The sequence below is a fragment of the Moorena sp. SIO1F2 genome (assembly GCF_010672755.1).
GTDB lineage: Bacteria > Cyanobacteriota > Cyanobacteriia > Cyanobacteriales > Coleofasciculaceae > Moorena.
On sequence record NZ_JAAHFV010000070.1, the window covers coordinates 1 to 13,318 of the forward strand.

Genomic DNA, 13,318 nt, shown 5'->3' on the forward strand with positions numbered 1-13,318 from the left:
CCCTATTTCCTATTCCCTATTCCTGATTTCCTATTCCCTATTCCCTACAGGATTTACGCAATAACTATACTTGTAGGGTCTGGTTCCGGATCCTACACCATAAGGGTGTTTTGAGTCCAGTTTTGGGTAAGCCCTGATGTATATGGTGATCAACTTATCTGTGGCTCAACTCTGTGGCTCAACAGAACAGTTGGAATCCACCGGTGAAGTTCCAAAGCAACCGAAATAAGTCTAAACTTCAAGAATACTCCTCCTGCCTCATTGTGCGTAACAACTGATCTACCACCGATGGAACCACCGATTGCCTCTGGAACTATTCTGCAAAATCGCTACCATCTGCTCCGTGTCCTTGACCAAGGGGAATTCAATCGGACTTACCTGGTAGAGGATCAAGGGCGTTTCAATGAACCTTGTGTCCTGAAAGAATTTATTCCCCCTCAGACAGAAACTAATAATCTAGATAAGTCAAGGCAACTGTTTCAACAAGAAGCAGGTATCCTGTATAAAATTGAACACCCGCAAATTCCTCAGTTCAGAGCTACCTTTGAAGAGGACGGACGACTGTTTCTGGTGCGAGACTACGTAGAGGGAAAAACCTATGGTGACCTACTAGAACAACGCAAAGCCCTTCAGAATCAAAGCCAACCTCTATCTTCTAATCTGGATGGGGAAGTCCAATCACCCCCAATAGCTGCTAGCCCGACCAACTTGGGAGTCTTATCAGAAACGGAAGTGCGTCAGCTATTGCAGCAATCTTTGCCAGTTTTGGACTACATCCACAGCCAAGGGATTATTCACCGAGATATCACACCCGATAACATTATCATGCGGGAGACGGACAGTATACCCGTTTTGATTAATTTGGGTGTGGTACAGGAACTGGCAACTCGTCTTCAATTGCCCGATACTCCCACACCAACAACTAGTATTGGCAAAAGCGGCTACGCTCCCAGGGAGCAAATTCAGACAGGTCAGGTGTATCCGAGTAGTGACCTCTATTCCCTAGCAGTGACTGCGATAGTGCTACTAACTGGGAAAGAACCAGGAGAACTGGTGGATAATACTAATCTGACTTGGAACTGGCGTCCCTGGGCTAGGGTTAGCGATGAGTTAGCTGAGATATTAAATCGGATGCTTAGTTATCAACCAAGCGATCGCTACCAATCCGCTAGGGAAGTCTTGTATGCCTTTCAAGCTTCTGGGTTAACTCCCCAACTGCCAAAGCCCAAGCCAATACCCGGCACAACGGTGGCATCAGCTGAAGGTGGGACACCCAGGGAGGCCAGAGGTGCAGAACCGAGTGAACCGGTGATGTCTCAAGCCACGGGTAACTCTATCTGGAATAGTCCTTGGCCGTTGCTTGGGATAGCTACAGGACTAGCAGCGCTGGCAGGAATAGGCTCTTGGGTATGGGTGAGCAATGTTAATCAGCAGGACACTGGGAAATCCCCTAGTCCTAAGGTGTCAGTGAGTCCTAGTCCTAGTCCTAGCCCTAGCCCTAGCCCTAGTCCCACCCCGAGTAAGCCTCAAATCTACAGTCAGCTTCTAGAGCTTTCTGCAGGTAAAACCCTTTCTAAATCCAGCAATTTAAAGGCTAATCACACTATTAACTACATTATCCAGGGTAAACAAGACCAAACCCTGAAGGCAGATCTCAGTGACGAAGGGGTGTTGATGACAGTGCTTGGCCCGGACGGAAAACCAGTGGACAATCGAGCTCAGCGGGTGCGGCAATGGGAAGGTAAATTTCTTTTCACTGGCAACTACACGATTCAACTGAGTCCAGTTAAGGGTCTACCGGATAGCGATTATCAGCTACGATTAAGGTTAACAGAAGCACCGAAGCCGAAACCAAAATCCAAACCGACTGCTGAGTATAAGATAAAACTGGTCAATTTGTTGGAGAAAAACAAGCCTTTGCGGCTACTGGGTCGCACTAGCCCCCAAAAGATTCAGCGCTACTTGGTGAAGGCTAAACAGGGTCAGCAATTGAAGCTAGAGGTGATTGAAAGTGATGTGGCTTTAACTATCCGCTATCCCAATGGCAAGTTAGTGGAAAAGGCTTCAGGGGTGCAAAAGTGGCAAGGTCAGCTGCCTAGTTCTGGTGAGTATATAGTAGATGTAATTGCTCAACAGGAAAGAAACTTTGCTGTAGATATTAGCCTTACGGACTGAGAGTGAGTCAATCTTGAACGTATTACTAATTACTGGCACCAATACAGGCATCGGCAAAACGGTTTTGACTTGTGTGATCGCTGCTTATTGGCAGACTTACCGTCCTCAAGAGAGTCTGGGGATATTCAAACCGATTCAAACGGGAATTGGCGATCGCGAAATTTACCACCAACTATTTGACTTGGCTCAAACCCTGGAGGAGATCACACCCGTGGAGTTTAAAACCCCTGCAGCACCACCAGTTGCCGCAGATCTAGAAGGACGACAGGTTGACCTCGAAAAGGTCTGGCAAGGCTTCGTTAGTCTGCGCAGTCAGCGGGATGTGGTGTTGGTGGAAGCTTTGGGAGGACTAGGTTCACCGGTGACTCATGAACTGATTGTGGCAGATTTGGCAAGGGATTGGCGATTGCCTTGTGTATTGGTTGCGCCGATAGAATTAGGAGCGATCGCACAAGTGGTTGCTAATGTTGCCCTGGCACGCTCATCACGAGTTGACATCAAAGGGATTGTCCTCAATTGCGTCCAACCTCGTACCTCCGAAGAAATAACTCAGTTGGCTCCGATTAGCTTAATCGAGACTCTAACCAATGTTAAGGTTTTGGGGATTTTACCTCATCTATCTGACCCAATGGACTACTCGAAACTTGCTCAAGTCGGTTCCAGTTTGGATGTCAGTGGTTGGTGAGGCATGATGGTAAATGTGAGGGGAAAGGCTAAAAAAGGTTAAACTATGCGATCGCGGACGATTCGAGAAGGCTCCGTTGGCTTATTAATAGTAGCAGGACTTGCTGTTTTCGGTGGACTTGTTGTATGGATTAGTGGGATTAGCTTAGGTCGAAAGAGCTATAAATTCATTGTCAATTTTGGGAACGCTGCTGGGATGCAAGTGGGGGCATCGGTCAGCTATCGCGGTGTCCAAGTTGGGAGAATCACTAAGATTGAACCCGGTACTAATGGGGTCAATGTCACCGTTGAAATTGATGACCCTGGATTGTTAATCCCCCGCAAAGTCCAGGTTGAAGCTAATCAATCGGGTTTAATTGGTGCTACCAATGTTGATATCATGCCTCTAGGACAATTACCTGCAACTGCTCAAAGTCTTACACCCTTCGGAGCACAATGCAATTCTTCCCTAGTTATTTGTGAAGAAGATCAGATTAATGGTGATGTGGGTTCCACCTTTGCTGACCTCCTACGGAACGGAAATCGCATTGCTGAACTCTATGCTGATCCAGCGTTTTTTGACAAAATCAATAGTCTTGCGGAAAATGCCTCCAATGCCGCCAGAGACGTCTCAGAACTTAGCAAAGAGATGACCCAGTTGTCCCGCATCGTGCGGCAAGAGGTAGCAGGCTTGTCCAACGCAACGAATGCTGTGACCAGTGCGGCCAATCAAACATCTAGTCTAATCGGGTTGGCAACCAGTAGCATTTCTAGTACCTCCCAGCAATACAGCCAAACGGCAAGGGAACTCAATCAACTGATTACCTCTGCCAATCAACTATTGGTAAGCAATCGGGGAAATTTGGTCACCACCTTGGATAGCATCTCTCAGGCCAGTCAAGATCTGCGTGTACTGACCAGCAACTTAACCGTTACCGCGAATCGGGTTAACTCAGCGGTTTATCAAACGGATGTGTCACAAATGCTGCGGAACTTAGAAAACCTATCAGCTAATGCTGCCCAAGCTTCTGCTAACTTACGTAATGTTTCCAATACTCTCAACAGTCCCACTAATTTACTAGTATTGCAACAAACCCTAGACTCAGCACGAGTTACCTTTGAAAATGCTCAAAAGATTACCGCTGACCTAGATGATCTGACTGGGGATCCAGCGTTTCGCCGCAATGTCAAGGATTTAGTTAATGGACTCAGCGGCTTAGTGTCTTCTACCGAGCAGCTGCAACAGCAGGCTTTGATATCTCAACAACTGGAAGCTCTGAATACTGCTATAGACACAGCTTCGTCTAATGAGCTGGCTAAAACCGTTCCCATCCCTAAGTCTCCCTCTAAGATCGATCTACCTAAGATCGATCCAATAGCTCCCGCTGATCAGAACGTTAAACCGAATCAACAAAAACAGATGTTTAAGCTTTTACCCCCAGCCCCTAGGAAATCGGTTAAATGAAATTAATCTAGTAAAGGGAGCAGGGACTGAGGCCGTGGGCCACGCGGGGCGCGTTCGGAGCTGGGAGCAGGGAACAGTGGTAAGAGGCCGTATTCAGTAAATTTTGTGAGTTGAAGAGCCTAATTTTTCTGTCTTGATGCAAAGCGCGAGTGGGGGAAACCCCCTTTGGCCGACTGCATCGCTTTTACAGTAAGCTTTCTGAGTTTTTTAACTGGAAATTTATCATAAAAGGTACTGAAAAACCAACATGATTTTTTCCCACTCCCTACTCCCTACTCCCTACTCCCTACTCCCTACTCCCTATTCCCTGTTCCCTATTCCCTGTTCCCGACTTCAGCAAAGAGAGTCACGTCCAGTCATCCTGGCTTCCAGAACTGTTGTCTCGTCTATACGCAAGACCGGCTTGATGAATCTGAAGGGTTTTCTCAAAAAGCTGTGGTTCTGTCAGTTGCCATCGCTGGAGTAGTAAATCCAAGTCCCTTTGAATGGCTCTAGCACCGGGGAAGTTATCATAACGAATCCGCAGTCGGGCTAATTCGGCCAAGTTGTATTCATTGGGTTGTTGTTGTAAAAGACGGTTAACTATTTCGCGATCGCGTTTTTCCTGAGGATGTTGCTGGTCTTGATTTCCTTCCATCTCAGTCAAGGCTTCCATGCTTGCTTGAACAGTAATAATTACTTATAGCAAAGGGAATCGGGAATCGGGAATCGGGAATCGGAGTAAGAATGTGGGGAGGGTGGGGAGAGACGGGAGTGTGGGGAGATGGGGAGATGGGGAGATGGGGGAGATTGTTATAAAGGGTAATTATCCGGAGATCATATGAGATTTTGCCAGAGTAACCAACTACTTAATAAGAGTAGTAATACTAGTAAAATAATTCTGATTATAACTAATAATTTTTAGTTATGTTTTTAGCTTTAAATATACTTGTATTTTTGTTGATATAGCGGTTGATAACCTAATCAAGTATACAGGATTTTTTCCTTGTTCCGGTGATCCGAAGTTCCCTTTGCTAAAGGTGCAATCTCTCAGTGCTAAACAGATGTTCCTCTGACCAACAGTGGGGGGAACTCTAAGACTGAGATTAATCGGCCAGACCTATCTATGAAATGCGTAAGCTTCCCCCAAGCCCACAAAGCTAATGCCTTATCTAGCTGCCACTACAGCACCAATCCCCTCAGACAAAGCCTACCAACAGACCCCATTTCACGCTTTGCAATGGTCAATAGACCTCTTGCAAAAGTATTATTCTGATAGTCTTTGCGTCAATTTTTGTCCACTGTTCCGGTGATCCGCTGTTCCCTGTTCCCGACAACTGCCGCGAAGTCTAATCCAATTGGGCTGCGGGTTCGGTGACCATTACCAGCAACAACTTGACCGTTCGCGATGGTGCCGAAATCTCGGTCAGTGCTCGTGGTTCAGGGGAGTTAGCCCAGGCTGGTAATCTCGACATTACTGCTGAGTCGATTGTATTAGACAAAAGCGCTACCCTTTCTGCTGAAGTCAGTGCTGGCGATAAGGGCAATATTATTCTGGATTCTCAGCTAATCTTGATGCGCGATCGCAGTAACATCACTACTAATGCTACAGGTTCTGTCACTGGCAGTAACATTACTATCGATACTGACTTGCTAGTTGCCCTAGACAATAGCGATATCACTGCCAATGCTGAAGATAGCTTTGGAGGACAAGTGATTATCATTTTTGGTACTGAATTTCGGGAAGAAAAAACTGCAGAAAGTGATATTACCGCCTCTTCCCAACTGGGAGCTTCCTTTAGCGGTACCGTCGAAATTAATGCACCATACTTCGACCCTAGCGCGGGATTATTCGAGCTACCAGAAAATTTTGTGAATCCCAAACTCCTAGTTGCCACTGGTTGCGGTACCGATGAGGGGAATCAATTTACCCAATTTGGGCGGGGTGGCTTACCCACAGACCCCACTAAACCTCTTTTGGGTGAAACCCTGTGGATGGATTTACGTCCATTACCTCGCCACAGAACTCGCCGCCGGAAAAATCCTATCTTAGCTTCTAGTGCTTCTAATGCAGCTAACTCACGTCGGTCTAGAATTGTTGAAGCTAATCGATGGATTATTAATAAGGACGGAGTGGTAGAGTTAGTGGCTGATTCACCTCAGTCGAGTCCCTTCATTTCCTGGTTTTCCCCTTATTATTGCCTACGGTAACAGAAATGGGCCAATAACTGTACGTTTCTGGACTTTTAGGCTTTCTTAATCATTCACCCTACTAATTATCATCCCATTGCTATTTTTTTTGACTAGGCCGATAAGTGTTACAAATAGTTAACAGTACTTAATATCTGTCAGTAGTTTTTCTAGAATTAAATTATAGAACCCTATCACATTGAGTAGCATCTGACTACAGCACTGACTACAGCACTGACTACAATCAACTATTCACTCAACGTCTTCAATGTCAGGGATTATAGCTCAAGCGCGAACCTCAGTATCTTACCCATCTTCCCTATCTTTACTAGACAAAGGAAACCCTTAATTTATTTTCTGCAAGTACTTAAATTCCATGTCTTCGAGCCCCCATTTGAATAATTTGAATAGACGAGGAAAAACTAATTATGGCTTACAAAAAGATTCTGGTAGCAATCGACCGCTCATCCCAAGCAGAAGCAGTGTTTGAACAGGCCTTAGACCTAGCCGCAAAAGAACAGAGTACTCTGATGCTAGTACACTGCCTTAACTGGGAACCTCAGGAAATGATGACTCCTTACGTAGGTCTTGGCACCATAGCCGATGTAGACGTGTATGGTAGTATCCGAAAGGTTCAGCAAGAAAATCTGCAAAAACACGTTGAGGAAAACAAAGAGTGGCTTAGGAGTTATGCTCAACAGGCCAATGATCATGGTATCGCTGCCGAAGTATCTTGTGAATTGGCAGATCCGAGTGTAGGAATTTGTGATCTCGCCCAAAAGTGGGGTGCGGATTTAATTGTTCTAGGTCGTCGAGGGCTTGGGGGTTTAAAAGAAATAGTACTCGGGAGTGTCAGTAACTATGTTGTTCACCATGCTCCTTGCTCAGTGTTGGTGGTTCAAGGGGTAGCAACCCCAAGCCTTGAGTTAACCACTACAGGCACTCCAGTAACTAGAGATACAAAGTAGAGATAGATACCCTTGACATTCTAAGGCTTGAGGGATTATGCATTTATTACATAGAAGGATAGAATAGACAGAATCATCACTAATCATTTCACTAATCCTTCTTACTTCCACCAGAAGTCTAGTCTGTTTTTGAGAACAGGAATTCCGCAACAACTCTACTTGTAGGGTGCGTTATTAACGCACCCTACTACTTATATCATGTCGGGATAATTACCCTTAATAAAAATCTCCCCCATCTGGCCATCTGGCCATCTGGCCATCTCCCCACACTTCCCACCCTCCCCACACTTCCCCTCCTGGTCGGGGTTAGGGGTGGGTCCCACCCTCCCTCTAATTATGGGTATTCAACCTAACTTGATATTATAGGTTTTGGAGTCCAGTTTTGTGTAAGTTGTGGGAGGTATTTCTTCGGTAATTTCTCAACAACCGTGGCTTGTTGATGTTAGTTTGCTTGTATAGCAATCCCTGTAGGAATTGTGAAAATTTTGATCCCATATTCCCTGTTCCGGTGATCCGCTGTTCCCTGTTCCCTTGGCTATATTCATACTTAGGCATTTTTGTCAATGCTGAGGTGATAATTAGATCTACAGGTTACCACCTGCCATCAGAAGAAGTATCTATGATGCCGGTAGATATTTGGCATTTTGGCAGTCATTTTACTTCGGCTGGAGATAGTATATAGATTTTAGGTTTAGTTTAGTGTTTTTACTGTTTAAATTTAGTGTTTTTACTATTTCACTGAGGCTCAGAGGTCGGTGACAATCGAACTCAAAGTGCTTAGGATGGAAATTTCGTCAGGGGGAGTAACATCATTATTATTGGTAACGCCCACTTTATTAAAACGGTCGTTGACTTATATCAGGTCATGATCGGAACTTCGACCCAGCTAAAATCCGGCATCGTCTTCTGTGAAGCATCTGGATCATAATTGATCCGAGCTACAGGAAATGATCCAACGCTTAAATCTAATCCAACTCAGAATCCTCAAGGGATTCAGCTTTGCTCACGCTGTGGGAGCGCATCTGGACATAGCTTCGTGATTGTACTCAAAGAAGCATACCCATTCAACTTCTTGAATGCCATCCAGCAGTGCCCAGAAGTCTGCCCTATCCATTGCTCAACCGCCAATCCAGTACAGGAGATTGTAGCTGAAATGCAACAGATGAAGGGCTAAGGGGGTAAGGGGGTAATTTTTAGCGGTCAGGTATTTCCGTGCCTGTTGCACCAGAGACGAAAAATAATGGTATTGAGAAATTTATTACTATTTTCCTCAGGTTTTTTACCATATAGCAAATGCCTGGAAATTTATGTAAAATAAACTACAAATGCCTGGAAATTTATGTAAAATAAACTACAAAAATCTGGTGAGATAAGCCAAAGCCTGGAAATTAACTAAAACTCATCCCCTTGTTTATATCTATAAAAAATTTAAATCATTTCTGACTTATACTTAATCATTTCTGATTTCTAGTTAAACAACATCTGTGTTGTATATAAAATAAAGTAAAGAAAGATGACCTCCTTTGAGGAAAATTTTCTAAACTAGTAGTATCAGCCCCGATAGAGTTGATAGCTCAATGAAGGGGAGAAACGAATTGCTAGGCTAGAGTTAAGACAATGGCATATTCGTGGACGTTGTCATAAGGTGACGTTGTCATAAGGTGACGTTGTCTGCCGAACAGGCTAAGCCTTGAGTTAATGCTAGTTCAGCAACTGCCACAACTTCAGGTGCTTCATCGGACTTTTCACAATCCCATTGAACAATCCCATTGAGGCAGAAAACCATCTGTACTCCCCTTGGAAGTCAAGCTTAGGAGAAGCATCATATGGTCATCACTGCTCCAGAAAAAGCCCAACCATCTGCCAAAGACAAAGCCTTCGTCCTCTGGTTTGAGGAAGTTGGGATTGCCGATATCCCCCTAGTGGGGGGAAAGAATGCCTCTTTGGGGGAAATGATCCGACAACTGACACCAGTAGGAGTTAGAGTACCCACTGGCTTCGCTACCACAGCCTATGCCTATCGATATTTTATTGAGAAAGCTGGGTTAGAAGCCAAGCTGCGCCAGGGATTATCTGACCTGGATGTGGAAGATGTCAATAACTTGCGACAACGGGGGATGCAAGCGAGAAGCTTAATCCTCAATACGCCATTCCCAAAAGAACTAGCCAATGCGATCGGGTTGGCATACCAACAACTATGCCAACGCTATGGGAATGATCCCCAGGAATTCTGTGAGCAGTTTGAGCCAGAATATCGGGACACTTGCCTACAGTCAAATTACAATACAGATGTAGCAGTTCGTTCCAGTGCCACCGCTGAGGACTTACCTGATGCTAGCTTTGCTGGTCAACAGGAAACCTATCTCAACGTCCACGGAATAAAAGGGGTTTTAGAAGCCTGTCACAAATGCTTTGCCTCCCTTTTTACCAACCGCGCCATCTCCTATCGAACTGTTAAAGGCTTTGACCATTTTGATGTTGCTCTGTCTGTCGGTGTCCAGAAAATGGTGCGTTCAGACCTAGCGTCCTCTGGTGTGATGTTCTCCATCGACACCGAAACCGGATTTAAAAATGCCGCTTTAGTAACGGCGGCTTACGGTTTAGGTGAAAACGTTGTCCAAGGAGCAGTCAACCCTGATGAATACCTGGTGTTCAAGCCGACTCTCCAAGAGGGGTATAGCCCTATCCTAGACAAACGTCTAGGTAGCAAAGAAGTCAAAATGGTCTATGATGACGGCGTAAAACTGACGAAAAATATATCAGTGCCGCCATCAGAACGGGGAAAATACGCCATCAATGATGAGGAAATTCTGACCCTAGCCAAGTGGGCTAGCATCATTGAAGAGCACTATTCCCAGGTGCGGGGTAGCTACACCCCCATGGACATTGAGTGGGCGAAAGACGGGAAAACCGGTGAACTCTTTATTGTTCAAGCCCGTCCGGAAACTGTACAATCCCAGAAATCTGCCAATGTTATTTGTCATTATCAACTCAAAGGCGATGTAGAGACATTGCAGGCAACGTCTGTGCTAGTCACCGGTCGCGCCGTCGGTGAAATGATTGGTCAAGGCAAAGCAAGGGTAATTCTGGATGTCAACAAGATTGACCGTTTCCAAGCCAAAGAGGTATTGGTCACGGACAAGACAGATCCGGATTGGGAACCTATCATGAAGAGAGCGAGTGCTATCGTCACTAACCAAGGAGGCCGCACTTGTCACGCTGCCATCATTGCCCGTGAGATGGGTATCCCCGCGATTGTGGGTTGTGGCAATGCCACTAACCAGTTGAAGACAGGCCAACCAGTGACGGTTTCCTGTGCAGAAGGAGATGAAGGCAAGGTTTATCAAGGGTTAGTGCCCTTTGAGGTGCAAGAAACACCCCTTGACAACCTACCGCGCACCCGCACCAAAATCATGATGAATGTGGGTAACCCAGAGAAAGCCTTTAGTCTGTCTTTTCTTCCCTGCGATGGGGTGGGGTTAGCCCGGTTTGAGTTCATCATTGCCAATCACATTAAGGCACACCCGATGGCGTTGATTCACTTCGATAAACTCGAAGATCCATCGGTCAAGGAAGAAATTGCTCAGCTGACAGCATTGTATGACCATAAACCTGACTTCTTTGTGGATAAACTAGCCAACGGGATTAGCATCATCGCTGCTGCTTTCTATCCCAAACCAGTTATCGTCAGGATGTCAGATTTCAAGAGTAACGAATACGCCAATCTCTTAGGGGGTAAACAGTTTGAACCCAAAGAAGAGAACCCGATGCTAGGATGGCGAGGGGCGTCTCGTTACTGTGATGAAATCTACCGGGAAGCCTATGGTTTGGAATGTAAGGCACTCAAACGGGTACGGGATGAGATGGGACTCACAAACGTTATCCCCATGATTCCCTTCTGTCGCACTCCTGATGAAGGTCGCCGGGTGCTGGCGGAAATGGAAAAACATGGCTTGAAGCGGGGGGAGAATGGGTTAGAAGTCTATGTGATGTGTGAAATCCCCAGTAACGTCATCCTAGCCGACGAGTATAGCCAAATCTTTGACGGCTTCTCCATCGGTTCTAATGACCTCACTCAATTAACCTTAGGATTAGACCGTGACTCTGCTTTAGTTGCCCATATCTTTGATGAACGTAACGAAGCAGTTAAACAAATGGTGCGGATGGTGATAGAAAAAGCCAAGAAAAATGGCCGCAAGATTGGTATTTGTGGTCAAGCACCAAGTGACTATCCGGAATTTGCCTGCTTCTTAGTGGAGTTGGGAATTGATTCCATCAGCTTGAACCCTGACTCGGTACTCAAGACACTTCTGGATATCGCCAAGGTAGAAGGAGTAAATTAGTGTCCCGGTGTTAGGTGTTAAGAGGGTTATGTGTTAATAAATTTACATTACACCTAACCAAACACCTCAAGGTTTTCCCCCATGGAGATGACTTGAATCTCGTCGCATTTAGGGGCAAGTTGCAAGTAGCTTCTAGCTTCAAAACGTCTCCGGTGCGCTTGACCCATTAAGAATTAAATTCGCCACGGGTCGCACCGCAAAGATGCCAAGTTTGGTGATTGATGTCGCCGAGTTCTTGATCAACAATCGCAGATGACCTGGGAGGAAGGATGAGTTAATAGCCAAAAATTCTCATGTAATTCAAAATCAAAAATTACATTACAAAACTTTAAGATACGCCAAGGGCCTAGGGATTAACTTGCCCCAAACCATAGAAAAACCTTGGCTAACCATAAACTTGACGTTTTTTAAGAAATATAAAATAGGAGGAATTGGGGATGATAGCTCCAGAGAAATATAAATAAAATCTAAAGATTATAAAATAAATCAAGAATGGGTAATTAAATAGAACAAATTCAACCATTTTTGATTTTCCCAACTCTATCAAATGTAGATGAGCTGAAATCACTAGTTCTCTTGCTGTCAGCTCAAGTAAAAAACCATGGTAGCCATAACTATGGGTGAAACCACCCGTAATAGCTACTAGCTAGATGTCTTCAGGCTTGTGGTATCGCTAATGAGGGTGTCTTCAATGGCACAGCTCACGGGTAAACAGGATCCACAGACAGCAGTGGAACAAGTGAAAGCTTGACAAGCCTATAAAAGGGTGCATTTTAAAACAATTTTTTTTCAATCCATACTATAAAGGGTGTTGACATGTTAACAAAAATTAACGAAACCATCAAACCAACCTTTGCCGTAGTCTGGCAAACGCTATCATCTGTGCTGCTTGGGATTGCCCATAATTTCCAAGCTATAAAAACCAGGTTTTCAGGAATCTTCTTTAACGAGGTCAACCTAGATTTGATATCTGAGGAAGACAATTGTGAACCCAACCCAGTCATAAAGGTGTCAATGTTGACTAATGCTGGCTTGGGCACTGTGCCGTACTACTGCTTCTTTTGGAAAGGTTGAAGCAGTGCAAGTAGGCCATGGGTATAAAAGGGTGCATTTTAAGACAATTTTTTTTCAATCCATACTATAAAGGGTGTTGACATGCTAACAACAATTAACGAAACCATCAAACCAACCTTTGCCGTAGTCTGGCAAACGCTATCATCTGTGCTGCTTGGGATTGCCCATAATTTCCAAGCTATCAAAACCAGGTTTTCAGGAATCTTCTTTAACGAGGTCAACCTAGATTTGATATCTGAGGAAGACAATTGTGAACCCAACCCAGTCATAAAGGTGTCAATGTTGACTAATGCTGGCTTGGGCACTGTGCCGTACTACTGCTTCTTTTGGAAAGGTTGAAGCAGTGCAAGTAGGCCATGGGTATAAAAGGGTGCATTTTAAGACAATTTTTTTTCAATCCATACTATAAAGGGTGTTGACATGCTAACAACAATTAACGAAACCATCAAACCAACCTTTGC

General features: G+C 44.9%; 11 protein-coding genes and 1 pseudogene. 10 read left to right on the forward strand and 2 right to left on the reverse strand.

Annotation, left to right across the window (positions count from 1 at the left end):
* Window positions 1-288: 288 nt before the first annotated feature.
* Genes F6J94_RS11525 through F6J94_RS11535 form a run of 3 tightly spaced genes read left to right on the forward strand, consistent with a single transcriptional unit; the run spans window position 289 to window position 4,303 of the window.
* On the forward strand, window positions 289-2,175 hold the full coding sequence (locus F6J94_RS11525; protein WP_293040003.1) for a serine/threonine-protein kinase: 1,887 nt from the start codon (window positions 289-291) through the stop codon (window positions 2,173-2,175).
* 13 nt (window positions 2,176-2,188) lie between these two features.
* Window positions 2,189-2,860 (forward strand): dethiobiotin synthase, encoded by a 672-nt coding sequence (gene bioD / locus F6J94_RS11530; RefSeq protein ID WP_293040006.1) that lies wholly within the window; start codon window positions 2,189-2,191, stop codon window positions 2,858-2,860.
* 45 nt (window positions 2,861-2,905) lie between these two features.
* Complete coding sequence (locus tag F6J94_RS11535) at window positions 2,906-4,303, forward strand: MlaD family protein (RefSeq protein WP_293040009.1); 1,398 nt, start codon at window positions 2,906-2,908, stop codon at window positions 4,301-4,303.
* 346 nt (window positions 4,304-4,649) lie between these two features.
* On the opposite strand, the gene F6J94_RS11540 is transcribed toward F6J94_RS11535, so the two are convergent.
* The gene (locus F6J94_RS11540) at window positions 4,650-4,958 is read right to left on the reverse strand and encodes a DUF3288 family protein (RefSeq protein ID WP_293017808.1); all 309 of its coding nucleotides are present in this window, start codon (window positions 4,956-4,958) and stop codon (window positions 4,650-4,652) included.
* Between the two features lie 698 nt (window positions 4,959-5,656).
* Here F6J94_RS11540 and F6J94_RS11545 point away from each other — a divergent pair.
* The 4 genes and pseudogenes from F6J94_RS11545 to F6J94_RS11560 all read left to right on the forward strand — a co-directional run bounded on the left by F6J94_RS11545 (window position 5,657) and on the right by F6J94_RS11560 (window position 8,614).
* The gene (locus F6J94_RS11545; protein WP_293017806.1) at window positions 5,657-6,493 is read left to right on the forward strand and encodes an S-layer family protein; all 837 of its coding nucleotides are present in this window, start codon (window positions 5,657-5,659) and stop codon (window positions 6,491-6,493) included.
* Window positions 6,494-6,900: 407 nt separating this feature from the next.
* Window positions 6,901-7,440, forward strand: a complete 540-nt coding sequence (locus tag F6J94_RS11550; protein ID WP_293040012.1) for a universal stress protein — start codon at window positions 6,901-6,903, stop codon at window positions 7,438-7,440.
* Between the two features lie 439 nt (window positions 7,441-7,879).
* Window positions 7,880-8,122, forward strand: a complete 243-nt coding sequence (locus F6J94_RS11555; protein WP_293040015.1) for a hypothetical protein — start codon at window positions 7,880-7,882, stop codon at window positions 8,120-8,122.
* A 183-nt stretch (window positions 8,123-8,305) separates the two neighbouring features.
* Window positions 8,306-8,614 (forward strand): annotated as a pseudogene (locus tag F6J94_RS11560) (adenosine-specific kinase).
* Window positions 8,615-9,094: 480 nt separating this feature from the next.
* On the opposite strand, the gene F6J94_RS11565 reads toward F6J94_RS11560, so the two are convergent.
* Entirely contained in the window at window positions 9,095-9,226 is a 132-nt protein-coding gene (locus F6J94_RS11565) for a hypothetical protein (protein ID WP_293017798.1), read from the reverse strand.
* Between the two features lie 40 nt (window positions 9,227-9,266).
* Between F6J94_RS11565 and ppsA the strand changes: the two genes are divergently transcribed.
* From ppsA to F6J94_RS11580, 3 genes are all read left to right on the forward strand, one after another.
* A complete protein-coding gene (gene ppsA, locus F6J94_RS11570) occupies window positions 9,267-11,783 on the forward strand; it encodes a phosphoenolpyruvate synthase (protein ID WP_293040017.1) in 2,517 nt (838 codons plus the stop codon).
* Between the two features lie 816 nt (window positions 11,784-12,599).
* Entirely contained in the window at window positions 12,600-12,857 is a 258-nt protein-coding gene (locus F6J94_RS11575) for a hypothetical protein (protein WP_293017794.1), read from the forward strand.
* 81 nt (window positions 12,858-12,938) lie between these two features.
* On the forward strand, window positions 12,939-13,196 hold the full coding sequence (locus F6J94_RS11580; protein WP_075904795.1) for a hypothetical protein: 258 nt from the start codon (window positions 12,939-12,941) through the stop codon (window positions 13,194-13,196).
* Window positions 13,197-13,318: the final 122 nt, after the last annotated feature.